16 protein-coding genes are annotated in these 15306 nt (G+C 35.2%); 6 read left to right on the forward strand and 10 right to left on the reverse strand.

Annotation, left to right across the window (positions count from 1 at the left end; genetic code table 11):
- Positions 1 to 8 precede the first annotated feature (8 nt).
- The 5 genes from ACSHWW_RS05685 to ACSHWW_RS05705 all read left to right on the forward strand — a co-directional run bounded on the left by ACSHWW_RS05685 (position 9) and on the right by ACSHWW_RS05705 (position 6667).
- Positions 9 to 1688, forward strand: a complete 1680-nt coding sequence (locus ACSHWW_RS05685; protein WP_435681454.1) for a hypothetical protein — start codon at positions 9 to 11, stop codon at positions 1686 to 1688.
- Positions 1689 to 1855: 167 nt separating this feature from the next.
- Entirely contained in the window at positions 1856 to 2215 is a 360-nt protein-coding gene (locus tag ACSHWW_RS05690) for a BlaI/MecI/CopY family transcriptional regulator (protein WP_435681455.1), read from the forward strand.
- Between the two features lies 1 nt (position 2216).
- A complete protein-coding gene (locus ACSHWW_RS05695; RefSeq protein WP_435681456.1) occupies positions 2217 to 5612 on the forward strand; it encodes a M56 family metallopeptidase in 3396 nt (1131 codons plus the stop codon).
- A gap of 102 nt (positions 5613 to 5714) precedes the next feature.
- Complete coding sequence (locus tag ACSHWW_RS05700; RefSeq protein ID WP_435681457.1) at positions 5715 to 5867, forward strand: SsrA-binding protein; 153 nt, start codon at positions 5715 to 5717, stop codon at positions 5865 to 5867.
- On the forward strand, positions 5867 to 6667 hold the full coding sequence (locus tag ACSHWW_RS05705; protein ID WP_435681458.1) for an ABC transporter substrate-binding protein: 801 nt from the start codon (positions 5867 to 5869) through the stop codon (positions 6665 to 6667). Before ACSHWW_RS05700 ends, ACSHWW_RS05705 begins: the two co-directional genes overlap by 1 nt.
- Here the strand turns inward: ACSHWW_RS05705 and ACSHWW_RS05710 are convergent.
- Both ACSHWW_RS05710 and ACSHWW_RS05715 read right to left on the reverse strand, forming a co-directional pair.
- Positions 6664 to 6831, reverse strand: a complete 168-nt coding sequence (locus tag ACSHWW_RS05710; protein WP_435681459.1) for a hypothetical protein — start codon at positions 6829 to 6831, stop codon at positions 6664 to 6666. The genes ACSHWW_RS05705 and ACSHWW_RS05710 overlap by 4 nt on opposite strands.
- Positions 6832 to 7062: 231 nt before the next feature.
- Positions 7063 to 7770 carry a DUF4197 domain-containing protein gene (locus ACSHWW_RS05715; protein WP_435681460.1) on the reverse strand — a complete coding sequence of 236 codons (708 nt, stop codon included), beginning with the start codon at positions 7768 to 7770 and terminating at the stop codon, positions 7063 to 7065.
- A gap of 107 nt (positions 7771 to 7877) precedes the next feature.
- On the opposite strand from ACSHWW_RS05715, the gene ACSHWW_RS05720 reads away from it, so the two are divergent.
- The gene (locus ACSHWW_RS05720; protein ID WP_435681461.1) at positions 7878 to 8423 is read left to right on the forward strand and encodes a hypothetical protein; all 546 of its coding nucleotides are present in this window, start codon (positions 7878 to 7880) and stop codon (positions 8421 to 8423) included.
- Between the two features lie 96 nt (positions 8424 to 8519).
- Here the strand turns inward: ACSHWW_RS05720 and ACSHWW_RS05725 are convergent, their stop codons facing one another.
- The 8 genes from ACSHWW_RS05725 to ACSHWW_RS05760 all read right to left on the reverse strand — a co-directional run bounded on the left by ACSHWW_RS05725 (position 8520) and on the right by ACSHWW_RS05760 (position 15302).
- On the reverse strand, positions 8520 to 9404 hold the full coding sequence (locus ACSHWW_RS05725) for a DUF6268 family outer membrane beta-barrel protein (RefSeq protein ID WP_435681462.1): 885 nt from the start codon (positions 9402 to 9404) through the stop codon (positions 8520 to 8522).
- A 163-nt stretch (positions 9405 to 9567) separates the two neighbouring features.
- Complete coding sequence (locus tag ACSHWW_RS05730; RefSeq protein WP_435681463.1) at positions 9568 to 9816, reverse strand: DUF6952 family protein; 249 nt, start codon at positions 9814 to 9816, stop codon at positions 9568 to 9570.
- On the reverse strand, positions 9797 to 10108 hold the full coding sequence (locus tag ACSHWW_RS05735) for a thioredoxin family protein (RefSeq protein WP_435681464.1): 312 nt from the start codon (positions 10106 to 10108) through the stop codon (positions 9797 to 9799). Before ACSHWW_RS05735 ends, ACSHWW_RS05730 begins: the two co-directional genes overlap by 20 nt.
- Before the next feature lie 80 nt (positions 10109 to 10188).
- Positions 10189 to 10824 (reverse strand): peroxiredoxin, encoded by a 636-nt coding sequence (locus tag ACSHWW_RS05740; RefSeq protein WP_435681465.1) that lies wholly within the window; start codon positions 10822 to 10824, stop codon positions 10189 to 10191.
- Positions 10825 to 10975: 151 nt separating this feature from the next.
- Positions 10976 to 11890, reverse strand: a complete 915-nt coding sequence (locus ACSHWW_RS05745; protein ID WP_435681466.1) for a patatin-like phospholipase family protein — start codon at positions 11888 to 11890, stop codon at positions 10976 to 10978.
- A gap of 15 nt (positions 11891 to 11905) precedes the next feature.
- Positions 11906 to 12769, reverse strand: coding sequence for an MBL fold metallo-hydrolase (locus ACSHWW_RS05750; RefSeq protein ID WP_435681467.1), 864 nt, complete (start codon positions 12767 to 12769; stop codon positions 11906 to 11908).
- A 398-nt stretch (positions 12770 to 13167) separates the two neighbouring features.
- Positions 13168 to 14694 (reverse strand): Na+/H+ antiporter NhaC, encoded by a 1527-nt coding sequence (gene nhaC, locus ACSHWW_RS05755; RefSeq protein ID WP_435681468.1) that lies wholly within the window; start codon positions 14692 to 14694, stop codon positions 13168 to 13170.
- Positions 14695 to 14753: 59 nt separating this feature from the next.
- Positions 14754 to 15302: a cupin domain-containing protein gene (locus ACSHWW_RS05760; RefSeq protein WP_435681469.1), complete on the reverse strand. Its 549-nt coding sequence runs from the start codon at positions 15300 to 15302 to the stop codon at positions 14754 to 14756.
- Positions 15303 to 15306: the final 4 nt, after the last annotated feature.

Raw genomic sequence — 15306 nt, forward strand, 5'->3', positions numbered from 1 at the left:
TAATTATGATGAATTTCAAAAAAGTACTTTTCAGTTTAATTCTCTTGGGCTTGTTTGCTATGAATTCTATTACTGCAGCAGCTTTTATCGATTATAGACTAGAGACGTTTAATTTAGATCGTGATAGTGAGAAAGAAGAAATTTTTTCATTAATAAAAACTTTGCGAGAAACTTATAAAATTGAAGCAAAACTCACAGCCTATAAAACACGAGGAGAGAAAATAATTAATTTGGGTTTCACTTTTGTAGATCAAAATTCTAGAACTACAAATCTTCACATTTCCACAGATATAGGAATCCCAGAAGTATGTATCGTTATAGATGATGATCAAATGGTCGTTGCATATGCTGGTTCTTGTGAAAAACAAGAAGAGTCAAGGTTAAAACGTGATCCTGAGCAATTAGAGCAGCGTCGCATGGAATTATATGAACGCGCGGAACGACTAAAGGCAAAAAAGGAAAGAGAGCAAGAAGCACTTGAACAAAGAAAGTCAAAACTTGAAAAGACTCAAGCCGCAAGTAGACAAAGACAGGAAAAAGAGGTTGTTCGCAAACGTGAAGCTATGGAAGCTCAGAAAAGAAAATTAAAAGAAAAAGCTGATCTAAGAAGAAAAGAAGTAGAGGCAAATAGAAAGCGACTTGAAGAAGAAAAAGCACTTCATCGAGAAGCAATTGAAACTCAAAGAAAAGGACTTCAAGAAAAATCTGAATCTAAAAGTCAGGAAGCTGATTTAGCAAGTAAGCGTGAAGTGATGGAAGCTCAAAGAAAAGAACTTCAAGAAAAAGCAGCATTAAGAAGAGAAGAAGCTGCCGCTAGAAGAGTTCAAACGGCTCAACGTAGAGATTCACTCATACAGTCTAGAGAAGCGCTCATGGAACAAAAAAGAGTTGAGTATCGAGCACGCATCAATAAGCAACGTAATTATCAAGATTCTCTAAATAAAGTTAGAAACAACCAAACAGTAGAACTGACCATTCCTAAGAAAACAGTAAGTAAAGCGGTAGAATTATCTTCAAGAACTGAATCATCATTACAAGTTCCATCTACAGTAACTGTAAGTGATAATTCGATGGATATAGAAAATACTAATTCAACTATAGAGTCTGTTAGAAAAGCCCAATCTGGTGGTAACGTAGATGATTTAAAAGAATCAGGAGCTATATTTTTCTCAGGCGAGCAATGTTCTTTTAAAACTCATGGTAATAAAACCTTTATTTATGATGGGATGAAAAACACCATCTTAGTTTTAAATGCACCGCTAGGAGATGATCCAGCTCGCGGAACAACAGTGTTGAAAGGCGTGACTTATAATTTTGAATTTGATGGGTTATCCTTATCAGTAAAAAATAAAGAAGGTTTACTTATTAATAAAGAAGGTAATTTATTGAATCCGCTGGCAAGTTTTACAGACAATGGATCAGATTCAAACTTTCAACAAACTAATGAATTTGTAATCACAGCGCAATCTAATGCTACAGAGATTAGAACAGTGATTCAAGAGTTGAACAAGCGTGGTTTTGAGTTTTTAATTCAAGAAAACGTGAGTAATCCTAAAGGAAATATCAATTATTTTGCCTTTAAAATTAATGGTAAATCTTATAGTTTTAAAGAATATGAAGGCATTCCTGTAGTATTGATACAGATTGACGAATCTCACAAAAAAGCCAGAGTACAAACGGCTGAGTAGCTCAAAACTACACCACATAAAATCCCGCATGGTTGTCAACTATGCGGGATTTTTTATGCAGTAAACTATAATAATAGTTAAATAACTACGTTTGTAGTTTGATAACTATAAAAATAGTTATATGTTTGAATCGTGAATGGGAAACTATTCTTTAAAACAATTAAGCTATGGAAAAACTCACGCAAAAGGAAGAAGAAATCATGCAGGCACTCTGGCAACTAGAGAAAGCCTTTGTAAAAGAAATTGTACCGCAATTATCAGGAACTAATCATTATAACACGGTTTCTACCATAGTGCGCAAGCTAGAGGAGAAAGGTTATGTGGCGCATGAAGCATTTGGAAAAACGCATCGTTATTTTCCTATTGTGGATAAGGAAAGTTATCGCAACACCTTTGTAAACAGTGCGATGACCAGATACTTTAATGACAGTTATAAGAATATGGTTTCCTTTTTTGCGAGTGAGGAAAAGATAAGCGCGTCAGACTTGAGAGAGATTTTAGAAATGATTGAATCTAAAGAAAAATAGCATGGAACAGTTTGTAGAATATTTTTTAAAGAGCGCTGGCGTACTCAGCATCTTTGTACTCGTTTATCATTTTTTACTGCGTCGTTTGACCTTTTTTCAGGCAAATCGTTGGTTTTTAATAGGAGGAATTATTGCCTCGATGACTTTTCCGCTGGTAGAAATTACTCAGACCGTTTATGTAGAGCAACCTGTACAAGAGTTCTATTATGTACCACAACACATCACAACTCCTATGGCAATGGTACTGGAGCAACCTGCCTCGCCTGTGGAAACACCATTTGATTACTGGCAACTTTTAGGGTTTTTATATCTTACTGTTGTCGCTTTTTTTCTTGGTAAAATGGTCGTAGAGCTTACGTCATTATTCCGCTTGATTAAAAGTGGGAAAACGGTTAAGAATGAAAAATTTGTGATGGTCACGCTTTCGCGAAAGCTAACTCCATTCAGCTTCTTCAACTATATATGCACTAGTGATACTGATGAACCTGGAGCTGCACTAGACGTTATTATGGATCACGAAAAAGTTCACGCTCGACAATGGCATAGTATAGATGTGCTGTTGAGTCATTTATATAGAGCTGTTTTTTGGATGAATCCGCTGGCGTGGTGGTTGAAAAAGCAAATAGGAGAGAACCTAGAATTCATAGCCGATGCTGAAGCAAAAACACAAACCAAAACTGGTATAAGCTACGAGCGCACTTTATTGAGCAGTGCTGCCTTCCACTTACAACCTTCACTGGCCAATAATTTTTTCACTCCATTCATTAAAAAACGAATCATGATGTTACAAAAAGAAGCCAGTGCTCGCTGGAATATGTATAAATATGCACTCATTTTACCAGTAATAGTGGTGTTTTTGTACAGCTTTAATGTAGTGACTGAAGTGGAATATGTGGAAGTTGCTGTTGAAGAAGTGTTTGAGAATGATCTTCAAAATCAAAACGAAAGTCAGCAACAAGTTGGAAACACAAAAACCAACATAGGTACTAGTTTGACAGTTTTAAATAATGAAAATGAGAACTTAAAAGAGGATCTTGTTTTTGACATCACCGCACAAACAACAGATAAAGAACTAGAAAAATTTGCCGCAAAAATCAATGATTATGCAAATTATCAAGTACGATTCAGTGATCAAGAGCGTGATGAAAATAAAGGTTTAAAACGCTTGAGTGTTGCCACAAAGTTTCCAGGAAAAAAGTGGAACAAAAACATGACCATAGGAAAAGAGCCTTTTGAACTTGTTCTAGTTAAAGTAGAGAAAGATAAATTGTTTATAAATGATGATAGCTCAAAGGAAAGCATTTATGTGAATGAAAAAGGAGTTCACATTGAAATGGAAGACTGGACTTATGGAGATTTAAACATAGAACAAACAGAAGATTTCAAATGGAAACGCGCCAATTATAAAGACGTAAATATCTATATTAAAATTACTTCTGCATCTACTAAAGAATCTCTGGAAGAGCACAAAAAATGGCTTAAAGAAAACCATAATGTAGATTTTAAATACAGTAAGCTACGGTATAAAAAAGGAAAGCTGGTTGCTATTAAAATAGAACTGAATGATAATGATGGTTCTAAAATTTCGCAGACTTATAAGAATAAAACCGCTATTCCTAAAATATGCATTGAAGGAAAGATTGATGGTGATCAAAAATCTTGGAGATTGAATAATTGTGAAGGCGTAACACCTACAACTTATCAATTAGGAGATGTGCAGTATTACAATCTCAATCAAGATGAGTACGCAAAATTGACTCAAATGAATCTAGATAGTATTATTCAAAACGCTCGATTGCACATGATGGATTTAGATGGCTTACAAAATGGTATACAATTAGAGTTGAATAACATTAATATGGACTCTATTCAGAATCAATTGAACATCCAATTCAAAAACATGAACATGGATTCCATTCAAGATTTGTTGAACAATTCAATATTGAACCTGAATACAGATTCTTTGGTCAATTACTATCAGGTTCTACCAGATATGAGTCAGTTTGAGGATATGGACTTTTCACGATTTGAAATACCTAATAATCTAGTTAGTTCAAATAAGTATATCATCATGGGAAATCCAGATGGCTCTAGTCCATTAATTATTATTGATGATAAAGAAAGTGATGAGTCTGTTATGAATGGCAACATGGATATGAGTAACATAGAATCCATGAACGTATTGAAAGGAAAAGATGCTACAGATTTATATGGAGAAAAAGGTAATGATGGAGTTATCATAATTACAACTAAAGATGGAAAAGGTCTAAAAAAGCTTGATAGGCTAGAAGGTAGAACTGCATTATTGAACGAAAGAAGAGAGGAAATGGATTCTATACGCTCGGATAGAAGAGAACAAATGAGTGAGCGTAGAGAAGAGCTCATCAAAATTAGTGAGGAACGTAAAAGTGAATTCGAAAAAAGAAAAGAAGAAAGAGTAAAATTGATTCATGATTCTAATGTTCCTTATGAAATAGCTGCAAAAAATTTCATAGAAGATTTAGATCATGAGGATGCCGTTTATTTATTAAATGATGTAATTATTAGCAGAAAAGAATTTAATGAATTAGGAAAAGAAGATAGAAGGAAATCTATAAAAATGGGTCCTAAGATTTCTAATACCTTACTAAATGATTTTTATCCATTAAATGAGAATCAGTATTTAGTCTGTATAGAATTAAAGAAAGCAGGTTCTGATAGATTTGCAAAAAAAATAAATAAGGAAATTCTATATAGATTGAACGAAGCACAACAAACACGAATTATAAATTATCTAGATAATCTTAAAAAGATACCAAGAAAGCTAAGGAATCCAAAAATTATGAATACGGACCATGCCGACTCTGGAACTAATTATTATCAAGAATATGTTGATCGGCTAAACTATATTAGAGACCCTAAAACTAACAAAGCACCTATTTACATTATCGATGGAGCTGTTTATCCGTTAACAACTACAAAAGATCAACTTGATGCATCAAGTGTGAAAAATATTAAATATTATTCCAAAGAAGAAGCGGCTCAAGAGTTTGAAGGTGTAAATGATGCCGTTGTAGAGATTATGACACATAAAGGAATCGGTCCTTCATTCTTATCTGAGAATAAGAGTTATTTGTTTCCAAAAAGTCAGGAGATCACTTCTATGTCTATTGAAGAATCTGACACCTTGAAGAATTTTAATCAGGCAGTTTTAGAAAACTACGGCGAGAAAGTAAGAGAAAAAGGATACTCTTTTAAAATCAAAACTTTTAAGGAACGCAACGGTAAAGTGGTGAAATTGAAAATTGAGTTTGCAGGCACTGACTATGCTATTGCGACTAATAAAGGAATAGCTCAACTCACTTTTAACTATTTTAAAGATGGCTCTAACCCTAAAATGATATCAGTGAGTAATTAGATTTGAGAATTAATTAGCCTTAAATAGCCTGTCTTTATAAAAGATGGGCTTTTTTTATGGATTGAAAAATTGTGGTTATATTTAAAAAGATACCTTTGCTATATGAGAAAAAAGCTCTTTAAAATACTAGCCAGAGTTAATAAAGCGGTTTTACCCAGCTTTACAAAACGTAGATTAGATTTAAGCAAATCCAGTAAATGGCAAATGATGATTTTCGGTTATAGATTATGGGTAACTAAAAACGCACTCGATTAATGTATTGTTCCATCACAGACCAGTGTTACCGCACCGTAGAAATAGCAGAGCGCCCATTGCGCATCGTTTCACTTGTTCCTTCACAAACAGAATTACTTGTAGATCTAGGACTAGAGGAACATCTGGTAGGAATCACTCGTTTCTGTGAATATCCAGAAGGACTGCTGGATCGTATTAAGGTTGTGGGCGGCACAAAAAAAGTGGTCGCTTCTCGCATCTGGGAAGTGAAACCTGATCTTATCATTTGTAACAAGGAAGAAAACACAGAGGAAATCGTGCTGGCTTGTCAGGAAATAGCGCCTACTTACGTATCAGATATTAGTAATCTTGAAGATGCTATTGAGATGATTAAAGATGTAGGCAAGATGACTGGATCGTCCTTCAAGGCAAAGTCTTTAGCGAGTGCTATTAATATCAATTTCAATCATCTAGAAAAGTTGACTACTGAGCATCAAGAGGCTTTATATCTTATATGGAAAAATCCATATATGTCTATAGGTAGTGATACTTTTATTCATGACATGGTAAAACGCGCTGGTTATAATAATATCATGGATGGTGCGAGTCGCTATCCAGAATTGACCTTGGAAAACATTGTAAACCTCAATCCAGATGTGATCATGTTCTCGTCAGAGCCTTATGCTTTTACAGAGGCAGATAAGAAGGAAATTGAAGACGCTTTCGCGAAAGCGGAATTAAAACAGCCTCACTATCTCAACGTAGATGGTACTTACTTTTCATGGTACGGTAGCAGGCTCAAAAATGCACCAGATTACTTTAAGGGCTTGCTAAGGAATTAGTTGGATTGAGATTTCAATAACATGATTTCTTCTTTAAGCTGTGCTGCTTTTTCAAGAATAGCATTACTCTTTTCTCTGTTTTTGCGAGCTATCTCAAAAGATTTGCGCATCAAGGAACGGTAGAGGTTCTCTTTTCTACTTATGGCGATTGTTGCGTTATTCATAACCATTAATTTGATTACAAAATTAGAAACGATGTCAATTAAATTGTCTTCACATTAAGTTAATATGGGTTAAGGAGTTATTAATTGTGAGTGGAGACTTTTTAAGAATAGATGAAACAAAAAAAAGCTGTTTGATTAACAAACAGCTTTTAACATTTCCCCATATGAATATCAACATCCATATATACTAGACGCAAAATTCACAAAAGGTTGCGTGAGGTTTTTTATTATTTAGTCTTGGAGAGCAAACACACGTTGTAATAGGTCTGTTCCTCTAGAAGAAACTTTACTACGGATCTCGATTTCTTCCTGTGCAATCATTTTAAAAACACCTTCTAGCGCTTTTTGAGTCACATAATCTGTAAGATCTGGATTTACATTTCTAGTTAGTGGTATAGAATTATATTTATTGATAGCTCCAGACCATAACTCAGTAGCGCCTACTTCACCAAGCTTGTTATTAATAATAGGACTGAATTTTGCGTAAAGCGCTTGCTGCGTAGAGTTTTCAAGATAAGATGTTGCTGCACGTTGATCTCCCAAAAGAATTTGCTTTGCATCGTTAAAGGAGATTCCTTTTACAGCATCTACAAAGATAGGAAGTGCTTCTTTAGTAGCATCCTCGGCAGCTCGGTTGAGGAGTTTCAAACCTTCGTCTGCAACGCTGGATAATCCTATTTTACGTAAACCATCATCTACTTTTTGTAATTCTTCAGGTAATAATATTTTAACGAGTTCATTTCTATAGAAACCATCAGTCGCCATTAGTTTTGAAACTTCTTTATCTATTCCTTGATCTAGCGCTTGTCTTAATCCCATACCTATGTCTGCTTGAGATAGAACGCCGCCACCTTGAGGAATACTGTTTACTATTTCACCTAGACTACCACAACCTATAAACGCGATTGCTGTAAAGAGAATTAAAAATTGCTTTTTCATGATATTATTTTTTTCAAAGATATGAGAAAAGTAGGGTATAGATAAGTCTTATATTTATTATGTTATTGGTATAAAAATTGATAAACCATAATCCTAATTATTACTCTATGAAACGCATTCTTACTCTCATTTTAGGATCATTATTATTTACGAGTTGTTATACTACTACCAGTCTTGCTAACCGTATAGATAGTAACCCTATGAAACTCACGCCAGACGTGTTAACCGGTCTTTATGAAAATAGAATTGAAGGTGATGATGTAAATAGTTTATGGAATGACTTATGTCTCCATAAAAAGGATAAAAAACAAAACATAGCCGAAGGTAATCAAGTGTTTCTTTCCTATACCAATGAAAACGAAATCACTGCTGAACTCTATGAAGATGATGTTTTACTAGATACAATGACGCTTCCAGGTAAACCCAGCAGCGACTATTTTACAATAAGAAAAGGAAGTCATTTTTTCACCATAATTTTAATTACTTCTATTAAAAGCAAGAAAACTATCATAGGTAATGATTCCAATGCGAATTTACTCATCGCACAAGGTTATTCTCATAATGCCATGTTTCTAGAAAATAATGCTGACGATGACTCAGAAGTAATTACTGGCGTTTATATGAGGAGAAGCGATGATAGACCAGCGCAGTAGATATAAGTTGCAATGAGATATTTGTAATTTCTAAATAATTAAAAAAGGCCTCAAACTTTTAAAGTTTGAGGCCTTTTAAATATTAAATGAATAGGACTAAAGATCCAGTCTGTAAATCATGTCAAATCCAAAGAATAAACTACTGTCAAATTCATTATTCAAACGAGCTCTATCATCTCCATTCACTTGAATAGTTAGGATTTGAGCACCTATCTTATCACCAGAGTTATAAAGACCATAATCTGTAGTATCTAAACCAGCTTTGGCTCTTACTATAAACTTGTCCATAGTATAAGAAAGGTATAAACCACCACGTATAGATTCTTCTTGTACGTAGCGATCAGTCAATCCTAAGTTATAAGATTTAACAGAAGTACGTAAATCTGCTCCTAGGCTGATTTTTTTAGTCAGGCTGTAGTTTGCTTCCATACGAATAGGGAACGCAGCGTCTATATAAAATTTATTGTTAGGAGTTCTATAATACACACCTAGTAATGGAGTGATAATTGTTCCAAATTCTTCAGAGGAACTGTAAAGTCCATATTTAGTTCTGAATCTATTTTTATGACGGTATTCTAATAAGGCGATAGCACCCATTTGAAAGTCTTGATTAGCCACTTCGGCACCTAGGTTAGAACCTATTTTTGGTAATAAAAGATAAGTACCAGTCCACTTTTTTGAATGGTACACTTTTGCTCCTAAGTTAATACGAGTCATGATAAGGTTCTCTCTGGAAAGGCCACTTCCTAGCACGAGGCTAGAGTTTTCAACCGTCATACCAGTGATTAAAATCGTTTTATCATTAATAGGAGTAGGAAGCAAGAATTCAAGATTCACATTAGTAATGTTAGTCTCATGAGTTTGTTCTAAGTCTTCAAGAGTAGTGTTAGCGACATTAAGTCTAACTAAATCTAAATAGTTTTGTGCGGTGGTGATGTTTAAACCACCAAGGATAATAACAAGGAGTAGTATCTTTTTCATGTAAGGAATATATTGGGTTTTGTCAAAAATATCAAACAAGACTTAAATATTCACGAATTTTCAATCTTTTTATCTACATTTTTAGTAATCCTGTATTTATACAAATAAAAACGCCTTAAATCTAAAATTGATTTAAGGCGTTATTAAAAAAAGTTTATAAATCTTATTGATCTATAGAACCCATTACTTTTTGTGCAAAAGCGTTTGCGGCTTCAACGCCGCTCATTCCTTGAGCAACATTTGCGTGTACTTCAAGAGCTCCACATATATTTGTTATTAATTCTCCTATCACATCCATCTCTTCCTCAGTTACAGCTCTGTGTTCTGAGAAATGTTCAAGAACTTCAAGAGTGGTTTCAAGTTGCTCTGGAGTAGTTCCTTTTTGAAGATGTCTAATTATCGGTAACTTCATGGACTAGTTCTTTTAGGTTTTCAAATTTATTAGTCTGTACTTGGTTTACAAATGCACCATCTTTAAAGGTTGCAAACGTAGGTAAATTATCCACCGTTGCCATTTTGCGAGATTCAGGGAACTTCTCTGCATCTACAAGTAGAAACGTCATGTTCTCATTTTCAGCTGCTAATTTCTTGAACTTAGGCTTCATTAAGCGGCAATTACCGCACCAGCTTGCCATGTATTGTACTACTACAGTACCGTTGTTTGCAACTATTTCCTGTAGGTTATCTTGTTCTAATGTTTGCATAGGATACTATTTTTAAAAGAAACACAACCCAAGAGTTCTCAAATAGAACACTTGAGTTGCGTTAGAATTATAACTGTAAATTAGTTTTGAGAAAGGTATGCTGCTGTCCCTTTACGGTCAGCGCTCATAGCGTCTTTTCCTTCTTCCCAGTTTGCTGGACATACTTCACCGTTCTTTTGAACGTGAGCATAAGCATCAATTAATCTTAGGAATTCATTTACGTTACGACCTACTGGCATGTGGTTTACACCTTCATGAAATACTGTTCCTTCTTCATCGATAAGGTATGTAGCACGGTAAGTTACATTATCACCTTTAAGAACATATGCCTCTAAGTTATCATCATACTCTTGCTCGATGTCTAAGATATCTAACATGTTTGCAAGATTGCGATTTGTGTCTGCAAGGATTGGGTAAGTTACACCTTCGATTCCACCATCATCTTTAGGAGTATTTAACCATGCAAAGTGAACCTCTGGAGTATCACATGATGCACCTATAACAACGGTATTTCTTTTTTCAAATTCACCTAAGGCTGCTTGAAAAGCGTGTAACTCAGTTGGACATACAAATGTGAAATCTTTAGGGTACCAAAAAAGAAGTACTTTCTTGTTATTGTTCTTTGCTTCTTCAAGAACATTTAACTTAAAAGTATCTCCCATTTCATTCATTGCATCTACATCGATACTTGGAAATTGTCTTCCTACTATTGCCATAATACTATAATTTAATAAGGTTTGTTTTTCAGTGTGCAAAAGTACTTCACAACAGCTGTTTTGAAGCACTATTTACAATCTTATAACATAATAATGTTATAGAGGTATGTTATAGTATAGGTTGTTGATTATAAGAATTGATTATTTATAATTACTCCACTTCTGGCTTTATTTCGCTCGTTTTTTCTGTGGTACTTGCCGCATATTTGAAACCACTGTTCCACCATTGAGTCATTTTAGACTTATTAAAAATGAGCGAATTTGTAGTCAGTACCGTAGGTGTATAATAAAAATTAAGAATCGCGTTATTGTGATTTGCTGTAAACTTTCCGATAGCGATGTTTTGCTTTTCAATCCGATCCATCATAAAACCGTGAAGACTGGTTAGTAAAGAAAAGACATTTGTAGAAGGCAAGCTGTTATAATAAGTAGCTTCTGTTTCTAGGACAATCACATCAACCGTCGTTGCTCCACGTTCTATGGCTTCCTTAATAGGCACCATACTACCATAACCACCATCTGCATACTCGCAGTTGTTCTTTTTTACCAGGCTCATGAAAGGTATGTAATTGCATGAAATCCAGATCCAGTCACAAAAATCCTCGTAACCTATATCTTTTACAGATTTATACTCAGTTTCATTGAGTGATAAATTAGATACGGTAACAATCACATCCTTGTGTGTAGCTCGCAGTTCATTAAATTCTTCAATAGTAAAAATTTTAGAAATTAGTTTTCTTAGGTTTTTGCTTTCACCAAAGGTTTTATTACCATTAAGAAAATTGCGCAGTACGTTATAGTGGTTGATTTTGATTTCTTCAACTCCATATTTACTTTTCTTAACTATAAATGGGCAGTTACTAAAAATGGATTTCTGATTTACATTTGTATAAGCCTCTTTAATTTTTTCAATTTTTTGAAGTGCGAGATGCGAAATCAATAAGCTTCCCGTAGAAGTACCAATGTAAATATCGTAATCTAGTTTTTTTTCTTCAATGAGATATTGAGCAACGCCACCGGCAAATGCTCCTTTACTACCACCACCAGAAATAACTAATGCTCTCATTGATATTTAATTTACTTATTTCCCAGTCAAGCTCTCATAAACCGAAGTTCTAAATCGCTCTGCATTGATAAAACCATCTCCATAGCCTTGATCGTCATAAGAAGCAGTAATCGAATCATCTTTAATAATTTCTTCTTTTGAAACTCCATTATGGATGAGCCTTTCAATTTTGGACTTAATATCAGTTAACATTTCTATATTTTTAACTAGGTCATCATAAGAGGCAAGAGTTCCGTGGCCTGGAATGATTTTAGTTCCTCCATTAATCGTTGCTAGTACTCTTAACTGAGCTTCTATATATCCAGTTATTGATCCGCCAGATTTTAAGTCTATATAAGGGTACTTTGCATGAAAAAACACGTCACCCATGTGAACCACATTTTCCTCTACAAAGTAGATAAAGGTATCACCATCTGTATGTGCATTATGAACATGTATCAATAGACAGGTCTGAGTAGGTAATTGTAATTCTAGTTCTTCCTCTAGGGTTAATTCAGGGATAAAACTTTCTTCTTTATCTGCGGCAATTAAACGTTGTTTTACATTTTCGTGAGCTACTAAAGTTGTTTCCTTAGAATTAAAATTTCCATTTCCTCCAGTATGATCACCGTGATGATGTGTGTTTATTAAATAGGTGATAGGGAATTCAGTAATTTCCCCTATGGCATCTTTAATCTTATCACTTAATGGTGCAAATTGATCATCTATCATCACTACTTTATCCTTATCAAGAGCAATCATAATATTACCACCAGAACCTGTGAGCATGTATGTGTTCTCACTTACCTCAGTAGTTTTAATTTGAACTTTATCAAATCGATCTTGTGCACCACTTATCATTGAAATCATTAAAGTCGATACGAGTAATACGTTCTTCATTTTTAATTTGTTTAATTGAAATTCCGCACCTGATGCAGAATCTGTTTGTATTATTTGTCATGCTGAACGACGATTCAGCATCTGCTCATGATGGAAAACAATAATTATTCCATCTCGTGATACTTAAAATTTTATCGTTTTGCTGGCGGAATGAATTCCGCCGCTATGCATATAATCCGTCGCCTACGGCGTTCTTTCTTTTTGCGCCGACTGAAGTCGGCTTTTCAGATGGTGCATGAACACAACTTCTGTTTTGCTGACAACCTTTCAAAATTACAATCTATTCCCCATAGATCTCAAAATGATATTTTGAAAATTAATCTCAAATCTCAAATCTCAAATCTCAAATAAATTATCACTATTGACTATTGACTGAGGACTTAATGACTAAGAATTTTCTAAAACTGTTCCTCACCAATCATATCAAGCGTAGGTTCTTTTTTAACCAGTTGCCTGATCTTAATACTAAACGCTGCAAAAATTAAGGTCACGATAGGAGATAACCAACTGAAAATCGCATAAATAAAATAATCTGCGACACTCACACTTAACGTGCTGCTATGATAAGCTCCACAGGTATTCCACGGAATAAGTACTGATGTTACCGTTCCAGAATCTTCCAGTGTTCTCGAGAGATTTTCTGGAGCGAGTCCTTTTTCACGATACGCTTTCTCATACATTTTACCTGGTACAACCAGTGCCAGATATTGATCACTTGCTGTAACATTAATAGCAAGACAACTCGCTACCGTACTGAAGAATAAACCAAACGTACTGCTGAACATATTCAATAAACTTCTTGAAATTCTACTCAGTGCACCAATCGCGTCCATCACACCACCAAAGACCATCGCACAGATAATCAGCCAGATGGTTCCTAGCATGGATTCCATTCCTTTTCCTTCAAATAGTCCTGCCAGTTCTTCAACTATTTTAGGATTGTCAGAAATAGGAGCGACCTCGGTTTTTACAGTAATCGCGTTCATGATTCCTTTATAGCCAGCTTCAAAACTCCATTCTTCCATACCAGAAACTGAGAGAACTAGATCTGGTTGAAAAATCAACGCAAACACAGCTGCAAGTAATGTTCCTATGAGTAAGGCAATTAAAGGCGAGATCTTTTTTACAATCATTGCAATTACGGCAACTGGAACTAGAAATAACCATGGAGACGTATTAAAAGTTGCATCAATTGCTGCCTGATATTGAGAAACATCGGCAGCTCCAGTGGTGTCTATGGTAAAACCTAGAATGATAAAAACTATGAGCGTAATTATTATCGTAGGCACTGTCGTGTAAGTCATGTATTTAATGTGGGTGAATAAATCTGTTCCAGCCATGGCAGGAGCAAGGTTAGTCGTGTCACTTAATGGACTTAGTTTATCACCAAAATACGCTCCACTCAACACCGCACCAGCCGTCATTCCAGCACTTATTCCCAGAGCTCCAGCGATTCCTATAAGCGCAATACCTACGGTAGCACTCGTTGTCCAGCTGCTTCCTGTAGCGACAGAAATCACAGCACATATCAATACACAAGCGGCTAGAAAAATAGTAGGATTCAGTATATCAAGACCATAATAAATCATTGTGGGAATGATTCCACTAACCAGCCATGTTCCTGCCAGCGCACCTACCATAAGCAAAATGAGTATGGCACCAGTTGTGGATTTTAGGTTTTGGGCAACTTCCTCAACCATCGATTTGTAAGAAACTTTGTTTCTAAAACCTACAATCGCCGCAACGGCACCACCTAGAATAAGTATGAACTGGTTTGTTCCACCTAATGCACTATCGCCAAAGATGAAGACATTATAAGCCAGCATTCCTATCAACGCAATCACGGGAATGAGCGCTTCCCATATACTGAGTTCCTTGTTAATAATGATTTTTTCGTCCTCTTGATTGATATTTTGACTTTCCATGAATCGGGATTAGTTGAGTGTAATGTTACGATTTTGAAGACGCGTTTGCAAGTGCTCGTTTAATCTATAACATATTTGTGGAGCAATTTTTTCTCGTATCCCAGCTTTCGCGAAAGCGTATATAAAACACTTATTACTGGCTTGAATACATTGAAGAAGAAACTATCTACCTGAGTGTCGCCCCATTTCAATAAAATAATGGCATAAAATGGATTGAAAGGAATCTGATTACTGCCGAAAGTTTTACCATCACGCACGAGTCCAAATAAAGCCGCCATAAAATTTTCAAATCCAGGCTGTCCAGGTTCTAATTTTGCTCTGAAAATGATGGGATGATCGCTAGGATTATAAAATCGATGGTTGTCCATCACGGGAACTTTAAAAATGTCGCCAGGTTTTAAATACAGTTCTTTGCCTAAATAATGAACACCTAGCATTCCTACAACTGGTTCAAACTGTTCTGTGAAATACTTATGGTAATGCACAGGATTGCCGCCACCAGGTTGTAACTCTACTTCTATATAAGTAAATGCGCCATGAGTTTGCGCACTAGTCTCTAGAATAGTAGCGCGTTCTTTTGTAATAGGATTGACGTACGATCTTGCCATATTG

Origin of the sequence: Nonlabens sp. (assembly GCF_051251825.1) — a bacterium.
Lineage (GTDB): Bacteria > Bacteroidota > Bacteroidia > Flavobacteriales > Flavobacteriaceae > Nonlabens.

Excerpts from the sequence above, each read along its gene's own strand:
- ACSHWW_RS05695 (WP_435681456.1), top strand. The coding sequence starts at position 2,217 with ATGGAACAGTTTGTAGAATATTTTTTAAAGAGCGCTGGCGTACTCAGC.
- ACSHWW_RS05745 (WP_435681466.1), bottom strand. The coding sequence starts at position 11,890 with ATGAGAGCATTAGTTATTTCTGGTGGTGGTAGTAAAGGAGCATTTGCC.
- ACSHWW_RS05750 (WP_435681467.1), bottom strand. The coding sequence starts at position 12,769 with ATGAAGAACGTATTACTCGTATCGACTTTAATGATTTCAATGATAAGT.
- ACSHWW_RS05720 (WP_435681461.1), top strand. The coding sequence starts at position 7,878 with ATGAAACGCATTCTTACTCTCATTTTAGGATCATTATTATTTACGAGT.
- ACSHWW_RS05710 (WP_435681459.1), bottom strand. The coding sequence starts at position 6,831 with ATGAATAACGCAACAATCGCCATAAGTAGAAAAGAGAACCTCTACCGT.
- ACSHWW_RS05740 (WP_435681465.1), bottom strand. The coding sequence starts at position 10,824 with ATGGCAATAGTAGGAAGACAATTTCCAAGTATCGATGTAGATGCAATG.
- ACSHWW_RS05690 (WP_435681455.1), top strand. The coding sequence starts at position 1,856 with ATGGAAAAACTCACGCAAAAGGAAGAAGAAATCATGCAGGCACTCTGG.
- nhaC (WP_435681468.1), bottom strand. The coding sequence starts at position 14,694 with ATGGAAAGTCAAAATATCAATCAAGAGGACGAAAAAATCATTATTAAC.
- ACSHWW_RS05735 (WP_435681464.1), bottom strand. The coding sequence starts at position 10,108 with ATGCAAACATTAGAACAAGATAACCTACAGGAAATAGTTGCAAACAAC.
- ACSHWW_RS05705 (WP_435681458.1), top strand. The coding sequence starts at position 5,867 with ATGTATTGTTCCATCACAGACCAGTGTTACCGCACCGTAGAAATAGCA.
- ACSHWW_RS05715 (WP_435681460.1), bottom strand. The coding sequence starts at position 7,770 with ATGAAAAAGCAATTTTTAATTCTCTTTACAGCAATCGCGTTTATAGGT.
- ACSHWW_RS05730 (WP_435681463.1), bottom strand. The coding sequence starts at position 9,816 with ATGAAGTTACCGATAATTAGACATCTTCAAAAAGGAACTACTCCAGAG.
- ACSHWW_RS05700 (WP_435681457.1), top strand. The coding sequence starts at position 5,715 with ATGAGAAAAAAGCTCTTTAAAATACTAGCCAGAGTTAATAAAGCGGTT.
- ACSHWW_RS05760 (WP_435681469.1), bottom strand. The coding sequence starts at position 15,302 with ATGGCAAGATCGTACGTCAATCCTATTACAAAAGAACGCGCTACTATT.
- ACSHWW_RS05725 (WP_435681462.1), bottom strand. The coding sequence starts at position 9,404 with ATGAAAAAGATACTACTCCTTGTTATTATCCTTGGTGGTTTAAACATC.
- ACSHWW_RS05685 (WP_435681454.1), top strand. The coding sequence starts at position 9 with ATGAATTTCAAAAAAGTACTTTTCAGTTTAATTCTCTTGGGCTTGTTT.